The 22,791-nt window shown below is 44.2% G+C and carries 21 protein-coding genes; 12 read left to right on the top strand and 9 right to left on the bottom strand.

Going from position 1 to position 22,791, the window contains the following annotated elements:
* The first annotated feature begins 240 nt into the window (after positions 1-240).
* Complete coding sequence (locus AM228_RS09260; RefSeq protein WP_054465844.1) at positions 241-990, top strand: Mut7-C RNAse domain-containing protein; 750 nt, start codon at positions 241-243, stop codon at positions 988-990.
* 123 nt (positions 991-1,113) lie between these two features.
* Here the strand turns inward: AM228_RS09260 and AM228_RS09255 are convergent, their stop codons facing one another.
* Positions 1,114-2,568: a serine/threonine-protein kinase gene (locus tag AM228_RS09255; RefSeq protein ID WP_054465843.1), complete on the bottom strand. Its 1,455-nt coding sequence runs from the start codon at positions 2,566-2,568 to the stop codon at positions 1,114-1,116.
* 234 nt (positions 2,569-2,802) lie between these two features.
* Between AM228_RS09255 and AM228_RS09250 the strand changes: the two genes are divergently transcribed.
* Positions 2,803-3,354: a chorismate pyruvate-lyase family protein gene (locus AM228_RS09250; protein ID WP_054465842.1), complete on the top strand. Its 552-nt coding sequence runs from the start codon at positions 2,803-2,805 to the stop codon at positions 3,352-3,354.
* Positions 3,355-3,367: 13 nt separating this feature from the next.
* Positions 3,368-4,636, top strand: a complete 1,269-nt coding sequence (locus tag AM228_RS09245; RefSeq protein WP_054465841.1) for an aminotransferase class V-fold PLP-dependent enzyme — start codon at positions 3,368-3,370, stop codon at positions 4,634-4,636.
* A gap of 92 nt (positions 4,637-4,728) precedes the next feature.
* Here the strand turns inward: AM228_RS09245 and AM228_RS09240 are convergent, their stop codons facing one another.
* The 5 genes from AM228_RS09240 to AM228_RS09220 all read right to left on the bottom strand — a co-directional run bounded on the left by AM228_RS09240 (position 4,729) and on the right by AM228_RS09220 (position 8,317).
* Entirely contained in the window at positions 4,729-5,031 is a 303-nt protein-coding gene (locus AM228_RS09240; protein ID WP_054465840.1) for a Dabb family protein, read from the bottom strand.
* Between the two features lie 151 nt (positions 5,032-5,182).
* The gene (locus AM228_RS09235) at positions 5,183-5,836 is read right to left on the bottom strand and encodes a HEAT repeat domain-containing protein (RefSeq protein ID WP_054465839.1); all 654 of its coding nucleotides are present in this window, start codon (positions 5,834-5,836) and stop codon (positions 5,183-5,185) included.
* 101 nt (positions 5,837-5,937) lie between these two features.
* Positions 5,938-6,768, bottom strand: coding sequence for a HEAT repeat domain-containing protein (locus AM228_RS09230; protein WP_054465838.1), 831 nt, complete (start codon positions 6,766-6,768; stop codon positions 5,938-5,940).
* A gap of 401 nt (positions 6,769-7,169) precedes the next feature.
* The gene (gene cpcA / locus AM228_RS09225) at positions 7,170-7,658 is read right to left on the bottom strand and encodes a phycocyanin subunit alpha (RefSeq protein WP_054465837.1); all 489 of its coding nucleotides are present in this window, start codon (positions 7,656-7,658) and stop codon (positions 7,170-7,172) included.
* Positions 7,659-7,798: 140 nt separating this feature from the next.
* The gene (locus tag AM228_RS09220; RefSeq protein ID WP_054465836.1) at positions 7,799-8,317 is read right to left on the bottom strand and encodes a phycocyanin subunit beta; all 519 of its coding nucleotides are present in this window, start codon (positions 8,315-8,317) and stop codon (positions 7,799-7,801) included.
* Between the two features lie 868 nt (positions 8,318-9,185).
* Here AM228_RS09220 and AM228_RS09215 point away from each other — a divergent pair.
* The gene (locus tag AM228_RS09215; RefSeq protein WP_054465835.1) at positions 9,186-9,791 is read left to right on the top strand and encodes a chromophore lyase CpcT/CpeT; all 606 of its coding nucleotides are present in this window, start codon (positions 9,186-9,188) and stop codon (positions 9,789-9,791) included.
* Between the two features lie 11 nt (positions 9,792-9,802).
* Here the strand turns inward: AM228_RS09215 and AM228_RS36110 are convergent, their stop codons facing one another.
* Positions 9,803-9,931 (bottom strand): hypothetical protein, encoded by a 129-nt coding sequence (locus tag AM228_RS36110; RefSeq protein WP_255353175.1) that lies wholly within the window; start codon positions 9,929-9,931, stop codon positions 9,803-9,805.
* A gap of 451 nt (positions 9,932-10,382) precedes the next feature.
* Here AM228_RS36110 and AM228_RS09210 point away from each other — a divergent pair, with 451 nt between their 5' ends.
* On the top strand, positions 10,383-14,771 hold the full coding sequence (locus AM228_RS09210) for a PAS domain S-box protein (RefSeq protein WP_082348811.1): 4,389 nt from the start codon (positions 10,383-10,385) through the stop codon (positions 14,769-14,771).
* 87 nt (positions 14,772-14,858) lie between these two features.
* On the opposite strand, the gene AM228_RS09205 is transcribed toward AM228_RS09210, so the two are convergent.
* Positions 14,859-15,119, bottom strand: coding sequence for a MoaD/ThiS family protein (locus AM228_RS09205; RefSeq protein WP_054465926.1), 261 nt, complete (start codon positions 15,117-15,119; stop codon positions 14,859-14,861).
* A 593-nt stretch (positions 15,120-15,712) separates the two neighbouring features.
* Between AM228_RS09205 and AM228_RS32220 the strand changes: the two genes are divergently transcribed.
* From AM228_RS32220 to rdgB, 6 genes are all read left to right on the top strand, one after another.
* A complete protein-coding gene (locus AM228_RS32220) occupies positions 15,713-15,883 on the top strand; it encodes a hypothetical protein (RefSeq protein WP_156331651.1) in 171 nt (56 codons plus the stop codon).
* Positions 15,884-15,954: 71 nt separating this feature from the next.
* Entirely contained in the window at positions 15,955-16,671 is a 717-nt protein-coding gene (locus AM228_RS09195; RefSeq protein WP_054465832.1) for a CHASE domain-containing protein, read from the top strand.
* Positions 16,672-17,337: 666 nt separating this feature from the next.
* Positions 17,338-17,466, top strand: coding sequence for a hypothetical protein (locus AM228_RS36105; protein ID WP_255353174.1), 129 nt, complete (start codon positions 17,338-17,340; stop codon positions 17,464-17,466).
* 418 nt (positions 17,467-17,884) lie between these two features.
* The gene (locus tag AM228_RS09190) at positions 17,885-18,433 is read left to right on the top strand and encodes a hypothetical protein (RefSeq protein WP_054465831.1); all 549 of its coding nucleotides are present in this window, start codon (positions 17,885-17,887) and stop codon (positions 18,431-18,433) included.
* Positions 18,434-18,816: 383 nt separating this feature from the next.
* Positions 18,817-20,277 (top strand): phosphoglucomutase/phosphomannomutase family protein, encoded by a 1,461-nt coding sequence (locus tag AM228_RS09185; protein WP_054465830.1) that lies wholly within the window; start codon positions 18,817-18,819, stop codon positions 20,275-20,277.
* A 411-nt stretch (positions 20,278-20,688) separates the two neighbouring features.
* Complete coding sequence (gene rdgB / locus AM228_RS09180; RefSeq protein ID WP_054465829.1) at positions 20,689-21,267, top strand: RdgB/HAM1 family non-canonical purine NTP pyrophosphatase; 579 nt, start codon at positions 20,689-20,691, stop codon at positions 21,265-21,267.
* Between the two features lie 95 nt (positions 21,268-21,362).
* On the opposite strand, the gene AM228_RS09175 is transcribed toward rdgB, so the two are convergent.
* On the bottom strand, positions 21,363-21,701 hold the full coding sequence (locus AM228_RS09175) for a P-II family nitrogen regulator (protein ID WP_054465828.1): 339 nt from the start codon (positions 21,699-21,701) through the stop codon (positions 21,363-21,365).
* A gap of 590 nt (positions 21,702-22,291) precedes the next feature.
* Between AM228_RS09175 and AM228_RS09170 the strand changes: the two genes are divergently transcribed.
* Positions 22,292-22,696: a response regulator gene (locus AM228_RS09170; protein ID WP_054465827.1), complete on the top strand. Its 405-nt coding sequence runs from the start codon at positions 22,292-22,294 to the stop codon at positions 22,694-22,696.
* The last annotated feature ends 95 nt before the right edge of the window (positions 22,697-22,791 follow it).

The following is a 22,791-nucleotide window of genomic DNA, read 5'->3' as shown; positions in this document are numbered from 1 at the left end:
TAATTATAGTAGAGAGAAAAGAAAAAACCCTTATTCTAAGCGCTGTCTCTTACTTAAATCTAGTACAACCCGACCCATGACTCCTGGGAAATAATCCGTGCGATCGCCTCCTCAGACCGACTTTTGACCATCGGGGGGATCCAGAGAAACTAGACCGTGGGGCGATCGGCTGAGTTCCTTGTGTTAGGCTGAGAAAAAACCGCGATCGGGCAAAAAATTATTTCAATCCCCAAAAAACTTATGAATCAAGCCATATTTTGCTTCTATGCAGACCTGAATATATTTTTAGCCGATGAGCGGAAAAATCGGCCATTTACCCATCACTTTAAAGAACACCCATCAATTAAAGACATGATTGCTTCTTTCGGGGTGCCCCATCCCGAAGTTCATGGAATAATTGTCAATGGAATTCCCGTTGACTTTTCCTACTTAGTCCAAAATAATGACCAATGCCATATTTATCCCATTTCATACTCCATAGAAAATGCCCAATTTCTGCCCTTGCGTCCTGAACCAGAACCACGATTTGTCCTCGATTTACACTTAGGAAAACTGGCAGCATACTTACGCCGAATGGGATTTGATACCCTATATCGGAATGATTATCCCGATGAGGAACTAGCCGATGTTTCTAGCCAGGAAAACCGCATTTTACTCACGCGAGATATTGGCTTACTTAAACGGAAAATTGTCACTCATGGTTACTGGGTAAGAAACACCGACCCGGAGCGACAACTACGGGAAGTCCTGCAAAGATTTAATCTATTTGATGGGATTAAACCCTTTTCTCGGTGTATTCACTGTAATGGTTCGGTCAAAGCAGTGGATAAAGAAACAATTGCCCAACAAATTCCCCCAAAAACGAAAGAAAGCCATGATGAATTTCGCCAATGTCTCGATTGTGGCAAAATTTACTGGAAAGGTTCTCACTATGAAAAAATGCTACAGTTTATTGCTGAAGTTCGCGCCGATCGCCCAGCCGGATTCTAGGGGTGCTTCTTGTGCAGATAAGTAGCCCTTTAAACAAGAGAAACCGGGTTGATTTTCGGCAGATAAAAGTTCTCCCATAAACCCACAACATAAACCCGGTTTCTTTGATTCCTGATTGCTTAATTAAATCCCTTGCTTATCAGGGTTTATTTCTAACCAATCTTTAATTTGCTGGACTAACCAAAGAGATTCTTCTTCGGTAAGTTTACGGCCTAAATTGCCAAAAGAATATTGCTGATATTCCCCCGGTTTTGGTCCAGCGGTAATCATTACCCCAATCACCAATTTACGCCGGTCATAGAAAAGACTTATTTCTTGAATTTCTGAAATAATCCCGATCGCATTTCGGTAAGTCAACCCTAGACGCTTTTGGGCAATCGTAAAAGTGTCCGTAGTGCGGTCAAAATAAAGATAAGTCCGTTCAAAATAGTCAGTCAAACTTGCCCCAATCACCACCGGGACTAAAAAGGGTAAAATCCCGATCGCCAAATTTAAAGTCAGGGAAAGAAAAGTGACAGTTCCAATCCCCACAATGGCATAAACAAAAATGCGGGAACTGAGGTCAGAACCGTGGGTACTATTTTGAATAGCGCTAATTGCTCCTTCGGCGGCTTGAATACATTTTTCAATCAGTTGTTTCCCGAATTCTAATATTCTTATCCCCGGTTCTGGCAGACAAATTTCTAGTTTTTTAGCCGTATAATTCACCAGAATTTGACTGTTATCTGGCGGCAAAATCGTGCTGGTATCTCTCGTCTTGGTGTCTCCGGGCAGGGCATATTTTTTTTCTAAAGCCGCGATCGCCTGTCTCGCACTGGTAAACCGTTGGTCTAACTGGGGTTCCACCAAAAGTTCTAACCACTGGACAAAATAAGCACTTAAATTAGCATTCAGGCGAGCGCGAAATTCTAAGCGTAAATTTTGCTTTAATAACTCTGCCGGTTGGGTGCCCGTCAGCAAATGGATTAAGGTAGCGCCCAAGGCATATAAATCCGATGCCGGGACAGTTTGACCGGCAAATTGTTCTAAGGGAGTATAGCCATAAGTCCCGACCACAGTAAAACTTTTGCCGTCGGAGAAACTGCGGTCTTGGACAGCGCCAAAATCCACTAAATAAACCTGCTCATTTTCCCCAAAAATAATATTGCTCGGTTTAATATCTCGGTGCAGTACCGGCGGATTTAACTCATGTAAATAGATGAGAATATTTAATAAGGATACGGCCAGCGATCGCACCTCTTCCTCGGTAAACTTGCGACCGCGCGAGAGCAACTCCAGCAACGAAGACCCCGGAATATAATCCTGAACCAACCCCGACCATAGTTTTTGGTCGTCGATCGCAAAATAATCCCGATAACGGGGAATAGCCGGATGCTGTAAATTTTGCAGCACCTTAGCCTCCCGTTCAAACAGTTTCAAATTTTGCCAAGGGTTCTGACCGCCAAACAGCAATAACTTGACAACGACAAGTTCCTCGGTGGTCAGATCCACCGCCAACCAAGTTTCTCTTACTGGGTTATCGCTCAACTGCTGTTGGAGTTGATAGCGCTCTTGCAATATCTCCCCTAATTCCGGCATAGTTTTTTAGGCAAGTCTTCCCTGAATTTATTGGTCATCGATTCTAGGGTAGCAATTTCTCAGCCGGAGAATCCGCTGAATCGATCTAAATTTCTTTCCGAGGTCAGCTTCCAGGGGTCAGACTTCCCCAGCTTGAGCGCGATCGCCCTGACTGATGCTTAAAAATTGGGGAAATTTTCCTCAGAAAAATGCTATAGTAATCTTGATTGTCCGCCAAAAAAAACCCATTTTCCGATGAGAAACGACCTAGATCAATCTTTACATCGTAGTCACATCGATCCTTCTAAGCTGAGTATTTTTGAACGCATCTTACTCACCACCGATGGCACCGTCACGGATATGCTAGAGGCATATTTTTTTGAACAAATTCAATTAGTCAAACTCTCAGAAAAAAACATCCAACTAGACCATGATATCCCGGAAATGGATTTAAGCCAAGGGGCGGAGGTCTGGGAACGCAAAATTTTACTCCAAGGAAAAATCAGTCGGCGAAATTATATTTATGCCGAATCGATTTTAGTCTTGGATCGCCTGGAACCTAAATTTAAAAAAGAATTATTAGAAACCAAAACCCCCATTGGCAAAATTTGGCTGGAACAAAAGGTCGAAACCTTTAAAGAAATTCTGGATACCGGCAAACAACCCGCCAATGGTTTATCCAGTTATTTTAATATTTCTGAAGAAGAACCTCTCCTATTTCGTACCTATTGTGTTCGTTCCAACCGGCAACCAACCATGATGATTACGGAAAAATTCCCCAAAATATATTTTACCAAAGAAATATAATTTTTTACCGACCATGAACGATTACCAAAAATCAGATTACCAAAAATCAGATTACCAAAAATCAGATTACCAAAAATCAGGATTAGACCTCTACCGATCGCAATTTCCCGGCTTAAAAAATAAAGCCTATTTTAACTATGGGGGACAAGGGGTAATGCCCCAACAAGCCTTAAATGCGATCGCCGATGCTCATACCTATCTGCAAGAAATTGGCCCCTACTCAGAAAGCCGAAATCAATGGGTAGCGGCAGAATGCTATCAAACCCGAAAAGCGATCGCCGCTGAATTAGGGGTAGCCCCAGAAACAATTGCATTCACCGAAAATACCACTGGGGGCTGTAACATTGCCTTATGGGGTTTAGACTGGCAACCGAGCGATCATTTACTAATGACGGACAGCGAACATCCGGGGGTAATTGCCGCCATAGAAGAAATCCAACGCCGATTTAAAATAGAAGTATCTATTTGTCCCTTAATTCCTACCTTAAATCAGGGAGATGTAGTAGAGGTAATTTCCCAATATTTAAGACCAAATACCCGATTATTAGTCATCAGCCATATCCTGTGGAATACGGGGCAACTTTTACCTCTTGACCGGATAATGCAATTATTCCATAATGTGAATCAACAACCAGAACATAGGGGATTTAAAAATAAAATTAAAGTCTTAGTGGATGCCGCTCAATCGGTCGGCGTTCTGCCCTTAAACCTACCAAAAATAGGCGTTGACTTTTATAGTTTTACCGGCCATAAATGGTGGGGCGGTCCTGGGGGAGTGGGTGGGCTTTATATTCATCCTGATGCCCAAAATAACCTCCATCCCACATTTATTGGCTGGCGGGGATTACTATTTGATGCGGCAGAAAATCCCCTAGGATGGAAACCCGATGCTCGTAAGTTTGAATTAGCCACTTCTGCTTATCCTTTATATACGGGTTTGCGAGAGGCGATCGCCTTGCATCATCAATGGGGCAATGCCCAAGAACGTTATCAAAAAATTCTCCAATTGAGCGCATATCTTTGGCAAAAATTAACCGAAATTCCTGGGATTACTTGTTTACGTCATACCGCCCCAGAAAGTGGGTTAGTTTCTTTCCAAATCGAACCCAAGCGGTTAAACAAAGCCATAACTTATGAATCATTAAGCAAAACTTTAGAAACTAATAAAATTATCATCCGCACGATTCCCCATCCCCATTGTTTTCGCGCTTGCGTTCACTATTTTACCTTAGAGTCAGAAATCGACCGACTGGTATCACAAATTAAAGAAATTATCCATTAATTCGGGCAAAACAAAACCGCCCGGAGAAAGGGCGGTTTAACAAAAAAATTCCCAATTTTCCCATTTAGATCGGGAGATTGAACTCCGGTAGTTTAGATTTCATAATCCACCACAGCGCGATCGCACGCAATCTTGCCAATAAAATCTTTACATTTTTCGTGTTCGGGGTGAATTTGATAAGCATTCAACCCCTCAAAACTGGCAAACTCAGAATAGAGCACCACATCATAAGCGGCTGGAGATGCTAAAGAATTAATCCCCACTTCAAGCTCGATAATTTCTGAAATTACTCCGGGCAGGGCTAACAGCATTTCCTTCATTTTGGCGATATTTTCTGCCTTAGTCGCCCCTTCTGCTTCCTCTTTTAAACGCCACATCACAATATGTTTAATCATTAATTTCTCCGATAAATTCTTCGCTAGATAAAATTTAGGCGCGATCGCCGATTAAGATATAGCGGTTATGATCCCGATTAAGTACAGAGGTCTTCTGGATTCCCGCGCGGGAATGACAGGGTTGTTTTGTACTTCATAAATCTGCCAAGTGCTATATCCCTGGCAATTCCTGAACTGCCAACTGAGCACGAGCCCGCACGGACAATTCCCCATCGGTTTTGGCGATCGCTTGTAATCGTTCTAGAATTTGCCCAAATTCTGCGGGTTGACTGTTGACAAGCGCCGCCCCCAACCCTTGCAAGCCAACCACACCGGCATAACGCACCACCCATTCTGGATCCAGGCACACTGCCGCCAGGGATTGATGGGCGCGGCGTTGGGCTTCCGGGACTCGATCTGGTTCCATATCATCCCAGTGGATATTCCCTAAACCCCTAGCTGCTGCACGACGCACACTCAAGGCAAAGTCTTTTTCCGCCGTTTCCAGCAAGAAATTTAACCCCCTGGGATCGCCAATCCCCGCTAATGCCCGCAGCGCCCAGGCTCTAGCCCCATAGTTATAACCGTCGAGTTGTTCTAGGATAGAAACCACGGCGGGTTTACCAATGGCCACCAGTCCATCCACTGCGGCCACCGCTGCACCAGGGTTGTTATATCCCAGGGCTTCAATTAAAGTGGGAATTGCCGCGATCGCCCCCACTTCGGCTAAATCTCTCACCGCATCGGTTAAACGATTGGCCGAATCTGCTTGTTGCACCGCTTCGATCAGTTTTTGAACCCGATCTTCAACCTGAACATCAGTCATATTCATTAGATTGTTGAGATTGCCGATTATATATTGACGAGATTCTCGCTCTTTGTAAATATTGGTAAATAATTGCTCGATCGCTTCCCAAAGACTTCCGGTTACAAAAGACTATCCATCAGCTTCATCACCTGAATCGTTTCCGGGGAAAGACTGGGGGGTTGATCCGGGTCAGGCTGTAGTAAATGATTTTCTAACAATCCTTTCAAAGCAATTAACTTTAGGCTATTTTCCGCCAAAGTATTCGCGATCGCCTCTGCTGCCGGTAAATAACCAATCGCCCCCAAATCCATCAAAGCCGATCGCCGCAACTGTAAATCTGCCGCATTTAAGCCCCGCGCCAAAAGATCGCCATAATATCCTTCTCCCGTCAGTTGGAACATCGCTCGCGCTGCGGAATTTTTCACCCGTTCCACGGAATGCTCTAAAAACGGCTGAATCAGCGCGATCGCCTCCGTCGCCTTCAAAGTCCCCAACGCTTCAATAATCGCCGAATAAGGTTGGATCAAATGGGGTTTACCGGGAACCTGCACCGCTGCTGTCACGCCCCCTGCCAGTAATTTCATTAAAGGGGCGATCGCCCGCGCATCCCCCAACATTTCTAAAGCTTGGGCTGCCGCTTCCCGCACATAATAATCGGAGCAACTTAAACATTGAATCAAACCAGGAACCGCTTGCAAATCGCCCAGTTTCCCCAAAGCCCGCGCCGCATTGCGTTGCAAGGGAAAACCCCCCTCATCGGTGCGATCGCCCTCGAATTGTAACAAATCAATTAATGCTTGAACCGCCTCCGGTTCGCGGACGCGAAATCGACCAATCCACCAAGCCGCATAATAACGCAGACTCAAATCCTCATGGCGGAGATTCGCGATCGCCTGCTCCAGGGTCAAAGACTCCCCGGAAATTGGCTCAGTATTTTCTGTAAAGTTCATTTTTAATCAAAAAAACGCTGAATGACAATGCTTACCATTTACAAAAATTCATCCAACAGCCCCTAACATTCGTATGGTGGGCAAAAAATTTGACCCACCATACCATATAGCGATTGTCATAGTTATGAAGTCCAAAAAAAATTTGTCATTCCCGCAAAGGCGGGAATCCAGAAAACCTCTGTAATTCGGACAATAACCGCTATATATGATGCTGGACTTTTGCCCACCCTACAAGATAAATACTCAATGCTTTTACGCAATAAAATATGGCTCGGAAAAGTAAACAAACACTAGCGTATTGCTAGTACCCGCATACCTTTCCGAGCCATTTTCATCTAAAAGTCAAAAGTTAAAAGATGTAACACCCTTTAATCTCTTGCCTTCTATTTGCCATTGCGATCCTAGCTCAGAGCGTTGATGGCGTAGTCGAGGTAAGCGTTGGCTTCAACCGCAGCTTGACCGCTCAGACCATGATTGCCTTTGATGTACTTGAGAGCTTCAACGTACCAGCTAGGAGACAGTTCAAAGGTGGTGTTGATTTCATCAATACCAGCCAACAGGTAGTCATCCATTGGGCCGGTGCCACCGCAAATCAAGCAGTAAGTCACCATCCGCAGGTAGTAACCGATGTCACGAGCGCACTTGGACTTGCCGGTTTCGGTGGAAGCGTAGTTGGCACCTTGCATGGAGGTGGTGTAGGGGAACTTGTTGTACACCGCTTGAGCTGCGCCATTGATCAGGTTTTGAGCATTGTTGGTCAGAGCGCGAGCAGCTTCCATGCTGGCAGCGGCACGCTTGAAGCGACCGTCAACGGCTTGCAGTTCAGTGTTGCTCAGAAAACGGCCTTGAGAATCTGCGGCAGAAATTGCTTCTGTGATTGGGGTCTTCATCTTGAGAACTATCTCCTTGTGATTATGATTTGCTGAATTTTGACTAGCCTTGAATTAAATCAATCGGCTAATAATTGTTTGAAATCTTTCGCTGATTTCATTTGCTAAAGCGGCGCGGGATTTTGGTAAAATCCGGTCGATTAAGCAACAGCAGCAGCAGCGCGATCGAAGTAGGTAGCCACTTCAGACATCAGGGCGCTGCAATCGCCAGGAGTGATACCAGCAGGATCGTTAGCGATCTTGATAGCGGCATCTTTCATTTTGCTGACCCCGTTAGCCACAGAAGCTCCAGGTACACCTAAAGCTTGGTAGGTTTCACGCAGACCATTCAAGCAGCGGTCATCGAGCACACTGGCGTCACCAGCAATGGTGGCGTAGGTGACGTAACGCAAGATGATTTCCATATCGCGCAAGCAAGCAGCCATACGACGGCTGGTGTAGGCGTTTCCACCGGGAGCGATCAGTTGGGGTTGCTCGGCGAACAGAGCGCGGGCAGCGGCAGCGACGATGGTGGAAGCATTGCTGGTGATCCGGTTGACGGTATCCAGACGCTTGTTGGCGTTGGAAACCATAGCAGACAGAGCATCTAATTGAGCGGTGCTCAGGAATTCACCGCGAGCATCAGCTTGGGAAACCACTCTTGCGAATGCGTCTAGCATTGAGGAAAGCTCCTATTTAATAAGGTTGACTTAGGATGAAAGGAAGTTTGGTTGAACCAGTTTTAGCCGCTGGAAACAGCTAAGAGGGATTGGTCACAGACATCCAACACTGGTTTAAGGTTTCCGAGCAAGCCATCTATTTCATAACTAGGGATGATTTAGAAGGCTTAGTTCAGAAATCTTAGAAAATTTTACATCTACATGAGAATTTTGAAAACTGATAAATCAGTGTTTTGGTTAAGTTTTTTTGCCTGTGAGCCCCTACAGGTATCTTTTATACAATGGGATTGCCCCTTTGATTCTTAAGTTTTGTAACAATTTTTTATTTCCCGTTAAATTGAGTGGAAATACTTATTTTTTTGCCCGCCCCTTTTTTATTGAACTGGGGATTGCATCCGTATAATTACTGGCTGTGCTGTCGATCTAATGATTGATTTAAGGCGGCTGACGCACATCAAATGATGTCCCAATCTAGGCAGTATATGTAACAATTCTTAACTATTTGGTCGCCGAAGACTTCAGGGGTTCCTTCAGGGGTTCCATCCCCCTTTGGTAATGCCGATGTAACGCCGATGGATTTGATGTGACGTGGCAGCACCCGGATCAATGGTCAGTCCTGTGGGGAAAATCATTATCTAGCTTTTGGGTCAAGGCTGAAGGCTGAAGGCTGAAGGCTAAAGGCTGATATCTCACGAGGGAGCGATCGCACCATTCGCAGATTTTCCCCCGGTTAGTCGAGAAATATAGCCATAATTTCTGGTAATTAGAAGGAGATGGTCATTATTCTGAAAGTAAATCAGTAATCACCAGTTACTTACTTGAGATAAATAACCATTGATTTTTTTAGTGATGAGAGTTTCAACTCAAGATGACCCACTCCACAGATATCAAGACCTTAGCTCAATGGATGGCTTCTGACTTCAGTAACCAAGCGCAAGCCTTAGAAAACCCTCCCTTTTTTGCCCATATCCGAGTTTGTATGCGTCCCCTGCCTTGGGAATTGCTCGATGGCATGAGTTTATATTTGGAGCAAGCTTATGATTTTATGCTTAATCAGCCTTATCGCGTGCGGGTCTTGAAATTAGTCCCCGCTACGGATCATATTGTGGTTGAGAACTATGAAGTGGCTGAAGTGGAAGAATTTTATGGGGCTTCTCGGCAACCAGAACGCTTAAAAAATCTCACCAAAGACCGCCTGACCAAGATGTCGGGATGTAGCTACATTACCCATTGGACTGACCATCATAGTTTCAAAGGTCGGGTGGAACCGGGTAAAGGCTGCATTGTGGTGCGGAAAAACCAAACCACTTATTTTGATGGTGAGTTTGAAATTGATGCCGAAAAATTTATTAGCCACGATCGCGGTATGGATTTAGAAACCGATCGGCAAGTTTGGGGGGCGATCGCTGGACCATTTCAATTTGTCCGGGTCGCTAGTTTTGCCTCGGAAGTCCTCACGGTAATGCCTGGATGAATTATGCTCCGCTATGTCGGAGATGGTTGATTCAGGGGCGATCGCGGATGATCTGGATGATCTGGATGATCTGGATGATCTGGATGACTAGGTGGGCTTTGGCTCACCAGCCCCCCGTGGTGGGCGCCGCCGATTGTCATGTTGTCAATCCTTTCGGTCTGTGATTCAGGGTCAGTATCTCAGTATCTTAGTATCTTAGTATCTCAGTATCTTAGTATCTCAGTATCTTAGTATCTCAATATCTCAGGATTTATACGGAGCAATTGTCACCGATCCACGGCGATCGGCGATCTCCACGGTCAAAATTTGGCAGAAATTCAGCTTTTTTACGAAAAATTTGCACGGTATTAACCAGATATTAAAGTTAATCAAGAGTTGGCTTATTTTTATCAAGTAAATACTTCCGGTTTTTGCACCTAAAAAATAGCGGCAAAATATCTAGCAGTAAAAAAGTTAATTTTTTTCTAAGTAACGCCAGAATTTTCGCAAAACTTTATAAAGTTTTTATAAATTTTCAATCCCGTTGGTTTTAAGCAAGTATTTTCAGAGAAAATAGTGATATAGAATACAAATGAATGTTTATCTACGAAAATGTTCATTCTAGATGTCAAACCATATTCGAGTACCAATCCCATGAACCAACAAGAGTCATGGCTGAGTAGTCTGCTAGATGAAATTGAAGAAGGAGCTTGGTCTGTGGATGCCAAAACCGAGCAATTCCTTTATTTAAACCACGGGGCAGAAAAAATTTACGGTCGGCCAAAAGAGGAATTTTACGCTTGTCCAGAGTTACGCTTAGAAGTAGTTAAGGCGGCTACCGAGGGCGATCGCCAACGCTTATCCCTAGCGGAATTGTTAGAAAATGAACAGCTAGAAAACCAATATGAAATTATTCAACCTGACGGAACAATTCGTCCGATCAAAGAAAAAATTTCTCCTGTCACCGATGGAACGGGCGAACTGATTCGCATTGATGGAATTATCCGAGATATTACAGAAACAAATCAGCCAAAAATTGCTCAAAAATTACCGAGAGTTATCTATCAATATATTTGCCACAGGGATGGTCGTGAAGAAATTCCTTATATTAGTCCCAGTTGTGAAAGAATATATGAATTAACCGCCGAAGAAATACAACAAAATCCAGCCATGATGTGGGCATTTGTCGATCCAGAGACCAGGGATGATTTACAAAACTCTTTAGCCAATTGTGCCAAAAACCTCACCCAATGGCAATGGCAATGGAAACAAATTACCCCCTCTGGGGTCGTCAAGTGGTTATCAGCGGTGGCCGAACCCCAAGCAAAAGAGAATGGGGACATAAGTTGGTATGGATTTATCTTAGAAATTGTTGATTTTCCTGCCGATCTAGAGCCTAGAAATGGCGGCATTGGTGACTGGCAACTTTCCGAAAATTCGCTGGAAAACTTGCCCGCGAACAGGTCAACGGACGAACTGATCAGGGGTTTAAAAGAAAGTGAAGCGATTTATCGTTCAGTGTTTAACGCTATCCCGCAAGGACTCTTGATCCAAGATGCCAACGGTCAAATTCGTGATTGCAACCAAACCGCTGAGAATATCCTGGGTTTAACCTCCGCCCAAATTATTGGTAATCCTGGATTTTTTGTACCTATCCCAGCAAACAATAGCCGGGAATTTTTCGGCAATGCAAAAGGCAGAAATCATCACCTCAAATCTGAAAGAGGGCTAGGGAGTAAATCGGTTAAAGGTAATCTTCAGGGAATTCATAAAGCTGATGGGACTTTGAGTTGGATTTCTGTCAATGCTCAACCATTGGTGGATTTACAAATCGATTCACAAGTCGAGCCACAAGTTGAGCCACAAGTCGAGCCACAAGTCGAGCCACAAGTCGAGCCACAAAAAATTAACAATTCCGTGGCTTTAATTTCTTTTCACGAAGTGACCGATCGCCTGCAACAAGAAAGTAAGTTGCGTGAAACGGTCAAGCACCTAACCATAGAATCCGAAACATTTCGGGCAACTTTTGAGCAAGCTGGGGTGGGAATTGCCCATATGAAATTTGATGGCACCTGGCTGAATGTAAATCCTCGGTTGTGCTGTTTGTTGGGGTACAGTTCATCGGAACTGCTTAAGTTGCGCTATCAAGAGATGATCCATCCAGATGATGCCCCCCTGAGTGCCAAGTACCGACGCCAATTACTAGCCGGAGAAATTGCGATCGCGACTCAGGATGTGCGATTCCAACATAAAAATGGCCACTGGGTGTGGATGAATGCGATCGTGTCCTTAGTCCAAACCTCATGCGGTAAACCCCAATATTTAATTGCCGTAATTGATGACATTACCACTCGTCACCAAGATATCGAATCCCTGCGCGAAAGCGAGAAACATTACAAAACGATAGTAGATTTTACTTATGATTGGGAGTATTGGGTTGACGCTGATGGTAAGTTACTCTATATTTCACCGGCTTGTGAAAGAATTACTGGATACCGAGCCGATGATTTCTTAGTCGATCCTCAGTTATTCACTCAAATCGTCCATCCCCATGACCGGGAGCGGGTCGAGAAATCTCTACAACCGCAATCGTTTCATCCCGACAAATTAACCACTAAGATCGACTTTCGGATTATTACTAAAAGTGGCTCAATTCGCTGGATTTCTCAACTCAGCCAGTCAGTCCACGACTTTGAGGGGCGCTGGCGCGGTTTACGTTCGAGTAATCGAGACATTACAGACCAAAAAGAATCTGAAAAAATTCTCCAAGAGCAAGAACAATTTTTACGCAGTATTTACAACGGAGTAGAACAAGCAATTTTTGTGGTGGATGTTTTCCCGAAAGGTAATTTCCGTTATATCGGTTTAAATCCAGCCGCAGAAAGACTGGTGGGGATTAGTTCGGCGGATATTGCTGGGAAAACTTTTGAAGATGTTTATGGCCCGAATACGGCTCAGTTTGTCCGGGATCATTATACCAAGTGTTTACAATCGGCCACCTCAAGGATTTATGAAGAATATCAGGTCTTTAAAGGTGTAGAAAGTTGGTCAATGACTACCCTAACTCCGTTGCGAAACGAACACAATCTGATTTATCGAATTATTGGTACTACGATTGATATCACGGAACGGAAAAAAGCCGAAATTGAACAACAAAAATTGGTGACAATTATTGAGAATAGCAGCGATTTTATTGCTTTGGCGTCTTCGGAAGGCAAACCATTTTTCCTGAATCCAGCGGGCAGAAAAATGGTAGAGATCACCGCCAATGAATCGGTGGAAAAATTGAATATGTTTAAATTTTTCATGGCGGAAGATTTACCCGTGGTGTTGTCAGATATTCTGCCTGCTGTGCTAGAAACCGGGTCTTGGCAAGGAGAATTTCGCCTGAAAAACTTTAAGACTGGGCAACCCATTCCCGTGGAATATAATGTATTTTTAGTTAAGGATCCACAAACGAATAAATCTATTGGGTTTGCTACGGTCAGTCGGGATATTACCCAATATAAAGAGTTTGTCCAAGCCTTGCAGAAATCTGAGCAAAAATTCCGGGAATTGGCCGCACGAGAAGCCCTGCAAAATCGGATTGGGAATCTGATTCGTCACTCGTTGGATATTCAAAGTATTGTGGAAACGGTTATTCAGCAGATTAGTGGCTTTTTACAGATAGACCATTGCTTTTTTATGTGGCTAGTCCCCAATCAAAAAGAAGTGACTTGGGATTTGGTCAGTGAGGTGAAGAATACGAGTTTACCAAATCTAATTAATACAACGGAGTTTTTACCCAGCCATCCTTTGACCAAGCAGATTTTAAATTTACAGATTTTCCGTGTGGATGATATCAGTAATTTAATGATTTCGGGCAATGAGCAAATCTCTAGTCTGGGGTATCGTGCTTTGTTAGCCTTGCCTTTTGAAACCCGATCGGGCAAAATTGGCGTGATCGGTTGCGGTCATTCTCATGGTTCAGAACATTGGCAGCAGGAAGATGTGGAAATGCTGCAATCAATTTGCTCTCAAGTGGCGATCGCTATTAACCAAGCGGAACTTTATAGTCAGTCGGTAGAGTCCGCTCGTATTGCTAATGCTAAATCCCAAGAGTTAGAGACAGCTTTACGAGAATTGAAGCAAACCCAAGCCAATTTGATCCAGGCGGAAAAAATGTCCTCCCTGGGACAAATGGTGGCCGGGGTTGCCCATGAAATTAATAACCCCATTGGTTTTATTTATGGCAACCTGAAATATGCCCGGGATTATGCTAATGACCTGCTGAAGATTGTTCAACTCTATCGGGATACTTATTCTAAACCAACTCCAAAAATCTCTGAAGCGATTGAAGAGTTAGATTTAGATTTTTTGATGGTTGATTTGCCTAAGTTATTAGATTCTATGAAGGTTGGGGCGGAACGGATTCGCGAAATTGTCAAGTCTTTGCGGACTTTTTCCCGCTTAGACGAGTCAGATATGAAACGGGTTGATTTGCATGAAAATCTGGAAAGTACCTTGATGATTTTACAGTCTCGGTTGAAGAAGACGAGCGAACATCCGGCAATTCACGTGGTAAAAGATTATCGTGAACTGCCACTGATTGAATGTTATGCCGGTCAGCTAAATCAGGTATTTATGAATTTACTGGCAAATGCGATCGATGCCCTAGAAGAACGGGATAAAACTCGCACTGAGTCGGAAATTTTGATTAATCCTAGTATCCTCAAGATTTCTACTCATATCCTAGAGAATGATTGGGTACAAATTCGGATTCAAGATAATGGCATTGGCATTAAACCGGATGCGATTTCCAAGATTTTTGATCCATTTTATACCAGTAAGCCTGTGGGTAAAGGCACTGGACTGGGTTTATCGATTAGCTATCAAATTATTGTGGAAAGACATCACGGAACTATGCGTTGTATTTCTGAATCGGAAAAAGGCACGGAGTTTATTGTGGAAATTCCCGGAAGTCAAACGGCAGGATTGATTCGCGAGTCTTCCCAAAGTTAGCAAAGAAAGTGAGAATTTCGGGTGGGCAATGCCCACCTTTTTTGGCTTCTTATCGATTAAGAAGATTGCTTTTCTGAGAGTTGGAAATTAACCACCGCTTACTGGAGGAATGAGAACAATTTCATCTCCTTCTTGGAGTAGGGTATCTGGTGCTACGAATTCCAGGTTGATGCCAAAGCGAGTGATTTGGCGTAAGTGTTCTAGTTCGGGATGTTCCGAGAGTAGGCGATCGCGCACGGCAACGACTGGGGTATTTGGAGGGAATTTTAGCACCAGTTCTGACATTCTATAAGCTTCTTGGTATCCCGCAAAAAGTTTAACGGTTACGCTAATTTCTGAGTTGGGCATAGAGGATTTTTTTATAAAATTGTAGCAGATTGGCAACGGATTAGCGTGAGGATGGGGCAACGGATAGAGGCGATCGCTATTTGAAATTAAAATAGGCAACGAATGGGGCAACGGATAGAGGCGATCGCGATCTTCGTTAGAAACCGGGTTTCTTGAGTAAACCTCGGTCATCAAGCCAGCATCTTGCTAGAAACCCGGTACGAATGTCCCGTGGGCGATCGCTTCCGCAATATAAAACATCCTGTAGTAAGCCTCTACCGGGGCTGTAGTTTACTCAGCAAAAAAGCGCTGTAACCACCTGGGTTCCCTTGATGGTCGCGTGGTCAAAGACGCAGCAACACTTATCCTAGACTTAGCAGCAGAAAGATTGTGGTTTGATTCTGGTTTGATTCAATCAGGGGTCGTTACACTAGAGGTGAGTAATTCTCGGAATTACGCCGTGTCAAGCAAGCTTAGTTTAGATGGGACAGTTTCTAGGAGGGGTGCGAGGGATGATAGCGCAGCAGTTGATCAAAAAATATCACCGATCTTTTCGGCGATACTGGATTGCTGGCCTTTCATTTTTAACTATTATCACCATCGAAGGATTTCTGATGTACTTGCTGACGGATCGACATATCAATGCCGAACGGGAGGTCGTGGGCAAACTGGCGGTGGTTCAAGGTGAATTGTTGCAGAGACAGTTGGATCAATCCTTCTCAGTCCCATTGACTCTAGCTTTAATTCTCCGCCATAACCAAGGAAGGCTGAAAAAGACGATCTAGCAGCGGATCTGATTGAGTCTTATCCGGGGATTAGTCACTTAAAATTAGCGCCAGACGGGATTGTCCGGGAAATGTATCCTCCCGAAGAAAATGACCAAGAAATTGCGGTTAATCTCTTAAGAGATGAGGCGAATTCCTCACACCTATTTAGGGCGATCGCCTCACGGAAAATGAAGGTGACTCAACCCCTGGAGTTAGATTACGGCATGATGAAGATCGTCGGTTATTTGCCAGTGTTTGTACAGCAGGATACTGACGCCGAAACATTTTGGGGATTGGTGATTGTCGAGATCCAGATTGCCGATTTACTTGAACAAAGTCGATTAAACCAAATTGTTAAACAGGATTACGCTTATCAATTAGAGTGGGTCGATCCAGAAAGCGGCGATCGCGGAGTATTTGCCCGTTCCCAGAATGCCGATTTAGTCGAGCCGATCTCTTATCGAATCAACGTTGCTAATGGCGCATGGATATTAGTCTTGTCACCCACTGATGGTTGGGGTTCTAAAACTCCATTGATTTTAGAAATCACATTTATTTTGGCGATTGGGTTGGCGATCGCTTATCTCGTCGCTCGACTGCTTAAGCAACCAGAAATTTTGCAAGAACACGTGGAATTAAGAGTGGCTGATTTATCCAACATCAATCAACAACTCACCGCAGAAATTCCAGAACGCCAACGAATTGAGCAAGCCCTGCGAGAGAGTGAGGAAAGGTTTCGGGCGATCGCCGATGCTACTCCCATTCCCCTGGTGATTTCCCGCTTTAGTGATGGCTTAGTTTTATAGGGCAATGATTACACCTGTCAAATTTTTAACCTGCCTCCAGAGAAATTGATTGGCTGCCAAACCCCAGATTATTACTACAATCAGAGCGATCGCCAGCATTTGTTAGAAACTTTAAAAATTAATGGACAAATTAATAATTATGAAGTTTAGGTAAAAAAAGAAGATGAAACGCCGTTTTGGGTAGCGGTATATATTAGATTAATTATCTTTAACTCTGAGCCAGCCATATTTTCAGCTTTTTATGACATTAACGAACGCAAGCAAGCGGAAACCCAAATTCATCAAGCATTAGCTAGAAAAAAAGAAATAAATCAATTCAAATATTACTTAATTTTTATGACATTTTATCAATTTTATACCCCCTTAAACACCATATATAAAACCGCAAACTTATTTAAAATATATAGTGATTTATGGCCGCATAATAAAAAAAATATTTTAAATATATTGAAAAAAAGCTGCAAAAACTGAGCAAAAATTTAGATAAAATATTGCTACATATTTTTCAGGCAAAATCTGGTAAATTTAAATTATATCCAGCACAGTTAAATTTACTTATATAGTTAATTAAAATGTGCGATTCGTTCCCGTGAAAAGTGGAGAATAATATTTAAAAAGTGCGCGGGGTATTTCTTTCAGCCGTCTGAAAGAAGGATAACTCTTGAGATGTGTGGGACAGTCCCACAGACAAAGACTTCTGTGGAGCCATCCACTTTTGTCATCGACATCAGCCCCACGGAGCGGAATACCTATCAATCTTGTGAAGCGGGCTCTCCCGAAGCCGATAAGACCTAAGCAGATGGTCAAAAAAGTCGGCATCTGAGTCAATTGCTCATGGATAGCGTTATGGGAACCATCGTCTTGAACCCTCCTAATAACTAAGTGGCGAAACTGCTTGACACGCCACGCACAAAAAGTGACTGGAGAAATCCTAGGAATTCACTAGGAAAAAGACGGAGAAATAATTGATTCATCCGTTACGAAGTCCCAAAAGTATCCGGATAGATGGACAGCCTAAAAGCAAAATAACCTTCTCTTGGGGACGAAGTAACCCCACGTTGGCTCTCCAGCAATGGAGTAGTGATTTAAGTGTAAGAATAGCCTTCGTGGGGGTAGGATGTGGTAAAAAAGCGTCCATCCTGGGTAATGCCAGTGAATATGCTGACGTATCACGGCTGTGAAGTTGACATAGTTAGTAAACCTTAATCAACCTTTGGGACTTCTGGGAGGTGGGACAGGGGCGACTACCCCCGCAGGTGCTCTGGCTAATTTAGGTGCCGCCGCCGCATCGCATACTCACACGGGCGCTGAAATTTCTGGGAATATCCCTGGAAATGCTGCCAATATTACTGGGATAGCTGCGATCGCGAATGGCGGCACCGGGGCAAGTACCGTATCAGCGGCACGAACTAATCTACAGGTCGCAATGAGCAGTATTTCATACACTTTCAATACAGGGTGGAGTAATCATAGTTCATCCTGGTATTTACAAATCAATAAGTTTTCGAGTTTAATTGTTATAACAGGATTAGTAACTAGAACTTCTGGAACTAATAATACTATTTTAGTATTACCCTCAAGTTGTCGTCCCAGCCCTGGTATAATGTCAATATGTTGGGGGTATTGGAATAACACTTATTATCCCTGTCGAGTAGATTTTTACCCTAATGGCGATGTAGCCTTGATATATGCCACCGGAACAATTCCCGCACTAATTAACTTTGTTCAAATTAACGCTACTTTTGTCACCGCTAATCCTTAAACCAAATGGATCCTATTTTTGCTGGTTAGGGATTCCTATCCCATTAAGGTTCCTTGCAATTCATCCACACCCGTAGGCTCTGTGCGGAGATTTTTTGAGAGATCGATCGTGGACTAATGCTGTTACCCTGAAAAAAATATCAGGTTCACAGAAAAAAGAAAATCTGGCCATGATCTGCCAATATAATTTGGCCTGTAGGTTGTGTTGCTCACTCAGGACTTACGCTTATGGGATTTTCCCCGTCTTCGTAGAGACACAAGTGGGCATGGCCTTTACCTTTCCTTTACTCAAGGGATACTCGTTTGTAAGACTCAGGGGTGCTGATTCGTTGATGGTTGCTTACCTTGTCACCTGAATAGATAATTTGCATTTTTGCGGAAATTATGGTTAAACACGCTTCTCTACCTGTTGATTTCAAGCCAATTAAATTTGGCACCGATGGTTGGCGGGGGGTGATTGCCGCTGACTTTACTTTTGAGCGAGTGGCTTTAGTCGCTGGGGTAGCGGCTCACGTTTTGGCCGAGGTTTATGGCCCAACCACTAATAGTCGCACGGTGATTATCGGTTACGATCGCCGCTTTTTGGCTGAGGATTTTGCTCGCAGTGCTGCCCAAGCCGTGCAAGGGGCAGGATTTGATGTGCTGCTGTCCGAAACTTATGCCCCAACACCGGCATTTAGTTGGTATGCCAATGCCCAAAAAGCACTCGGCGCGATCGTGCTGACCGCTAGTCATAATCCGGCAGCATATCTGGGTTTAAAAGTGAAAGGGGCTTTTGGTGGGTCCGTGCCCCCAGAAGTGACGTTAGATATTGAAGCCAAACTCGATAGTCCTCTGCCACCAGCGATCGCCCCTGGATCTATAAAAAAATTTAATATTTGGCCGAGTTACTGCGAGATGTTGCGGCAAAAAGTTGACATTGCCGCCATTCGTGACAGCATCGCTTCAGGAAAAATTACCGTATTTGCTGATGTAATGCACGGCGCCGCCAGTGGTGGACTCGGGCAAATTTTGGGTATGCCCATCGAAGAAATTAACGGCGATCGCGATCCTCTCTTTGATGGCGGTGCCCCAGAACCCTTACCCCGCTATCTTTCTCAGCTTTTCCGCTTAATCCGCACCAAAAGTCGTCAGCAACCCAATAGTCTCTCCGTGGGATTAGTCTTTGATGGGGATGCCGATCGCATTGCCGCCGTAGATAGCCAAGGCAATTTCCTCAGTTCTCAAGTTCTGATCCCGATTTTGATTCAACACCTGGTGCAACATCACGGGTTGACCGGAGAAGTGGTCAAAACAGTCAGTGGTTCCGATCTGATTCCCCGTGTGACTAAACTTTATCATTTGCCGCTATTTGAGACGGCGATTGGTTATAAGTACATTGCCGAGCGAATGTTAACCACTCAGGTGTTAATCGGTGGTGAAGAGTCGGGAGGTGTTGGCTATGGCACCCATGTACCAGAACGAGATGCCTTGTTATCTGCCCTATATACCATCGAGGCGATCGTTAAATCTGGTCAGGATCTCAGTCAGCTTTACACCGCGTTACAAAATCAAACCGATTATCATTTTGTCTATGACCGGATTGATTTACCCTTAGCCAGCATGGAAGTGCGGGCAAAATTATTAGACAAACTAGAAAAATCGCCGTTAACCGAAATTGATGGTCGCACGGTGCTCAATTGCTTAACCGTTGATGGCTATAAATTTCAGTTAGCCGATTACAGTTGGCTGCTGATTCGTTTTAGCGGCACCGAACCCGTATTACGGCTTTATTGTGAAGCCCCCACCATGCAGCAAGTCCGCAGCACTTTAGCTTGGGCTTCATCTTGGGCGAATTCTGTCTAATTGTTGGTTATTTGTTATTCGTTATTGGTTGACTCGCATAACGAATAACAAACAACAGGGAACAGGGAACAGGGAACAGGGAACAGAGAACAGAGAACAGAGAACAGGGAACAGGGAACAGGGAATAGGGAATAGGGAACAGTGAATAGTGAATAGTGAATAGTGAATAGTGAATAGTGAATAGTGAATAGTGATACTTCTTTTGTACGGGCGTCCTTGCGAAGCATAATCCGTCAGGCCTTATGGCCATTCGCCCCTACGACTTTTCACTTTTAACTTTTCACTTTTAACTTTTCACTTTTAACTTTTCACTTATAAATTTCCCCGTTCCCCGATAACTGTTCCCCGTTCCCCAACCAACAACCAACAACAAACAACAACCAACCAACAACAAACAACTATAAAAATCTTATGACTATTCTGGTTGTGGCGACGGGCAATCCCGGTAAACTTCGGGAAATGCAGGAATATTTGGGGGATGTGGATTGGCAGTTACAGTTAAAGCCTCCAGAGTTGGATATTGAAGAAACCGGGGCAACTTTTATGGCCAACGCTGAACTGAAGGCGTCCGCAGTGGCGAAAGCAACGGGACAGTGGGCGATCGCCGATGATTCGGGGTTAGAAGTGGCCGCGTTGGGGGGCGCCCCTGGGGTCTATTCTGCCCGCTATGGTCAAGATGACCGCGATCGCATCGAGCGATTGTTGCGGGAGTTGGGCGAGGAAACCAATCGCCAAGCCCAATTTGTCTGCGCGATCGCGATCGCTCGTCCCGATGGTTCCATTGCCGTCCAAGTCGAAGGAACTTGTCCCGGAGAAATTTTGTACTCACCCCGTGGCACCAACGGCTTTGGTTACGATCCCATTTTCTACTGTCCCACTGCGGGAATGACCTTTGCGGAAATGACCACTGCCGAAAAGCGACACCACAGCCATCGCGGTCAAGCCTTCCAACTCCTGCTGCCGCAACTCCAGTTACTTCCACCGACCTAGAAATCAAGAAATTAAGAAGAGATCAAAAAGAGATTCGGGGGATCTGCCGAAAGCAAATCCCCCGAATCAAGATGGGTTGAAGATTACCTGATTGCCTAAATCGCTTCCAGATCTTTTTCTCCGGTACGAATACGGACAATCTTTTCTACAGGGCTGATGAAAATTTTGCCGTCGCCGATTTCGCCAGTACGGGCTGCCGCAATAATCTTCTCAACCACCGTATCTACTTGATTGTCTTCAATCACAATTTCCACTTTGAGTTTCTGTAAAAACTCAACGGTGTACTCGGAACCTCGATAACGCTCAGTCTGTCCTTTTTGCCGTCCAAACCCTCGGACTTCCGAAACGGTCATCCCGACAATCCCGGCGTTGACCAGAGCGATTTTGACTTCATCGAGTTTGAATGGCCTAATAATCGCTTCTACCTTTTTCAAGCTCTTAACTCCTCTCGCTTTGGGTAGTTGTTTACTGTTTTACCCGCATCGTACCCTAGTATCGCGATGAATTGTGATTTTTTTGTAGCTAAAAATACTATTTTTGTCAGGATCCGCAAGGATTTTGACTAAATTAGCTGTAATTGGCAATTACAAATGAAGAATTAAAAGTTTCTTAAGCCTCTGGAGATGGGCGATCGCCTGCATCTGGATCCGCTACGTCGCCTCCCCAGGAATCTTGGCCAATCGATCGGATTGCCCAAGATAAACAAACCTGGATTGCGGCTAAAAGCATGATATATTACCAAGTTGATATTGTTGATTAACATAGAATCATCATATAATCTTCATCCAATCTGCGAGGGTGCTGGCTTTTGATCCCAGGTAATTGATCCTTTGATGTGGCTGGACTGGTAATCGATGATAAATTGATTTCTATGGGATAGACTCCTGTGTTGACTAAGCATCAGGCAAACAATTGCCAGGAGTTAATGGTGAAAAATACTTTATGCTCTATGAACCCTTTGCCTAAGCCGCATAAAATGGAAAGCAACTATCAGATAAGATCAAACACTGGCAAGAGGTAAACCATGCCCGAAAAATTCAAACTGATGATAGTCGATGACGAAAGAGATAACCTGGATTTGCTCTACAGGACGTTTCGACGTGAGTTTAAAGTTTATAAAGCATCAGACCCCATTGAGGCTCTGGACATTTTAGACCAGGAAGGGGAAATGGCGGTGATGATTTCCGATCAGAGTATGCCGGAAATGACTGGCACGCAATTGTTTGACAAAACAACAGAGCGATTCCCCAATACCAAGTGCATTCTCCTGACTGGATACAGTGAAGGAGACATGGATGAGGAGGATAGCAATCGGCAGAATGTTGTATTCAGATGTATTATGAAGCCTTTTTCGCCGGATGAACTGAAAGCAGTTGTTCAAGAAGCCACGGACATTTATATGAAAAATATGGAACAAGATGCGAGTTGATCCGTGGGATTCGCTGACTTCCCTTGGGACTAATTTAGCAAAATAATACCAATTTGAAAAATTCTGGCTACAGTTACTAGGGCGTGTCATCAATT

The organism is Planktothricoides sp. SR001, assembly GCF_001276715.1.
GTDB lineage: Bacteria > Cyanobacteriota > Cyanobacteriia > Cyanobacteriales > Laspinemataceae > Planktothricoides > Planktothricoides raciborskii.
This window is presented reverse-complemented; position numbering and strand designations above follow the sequence as displayed.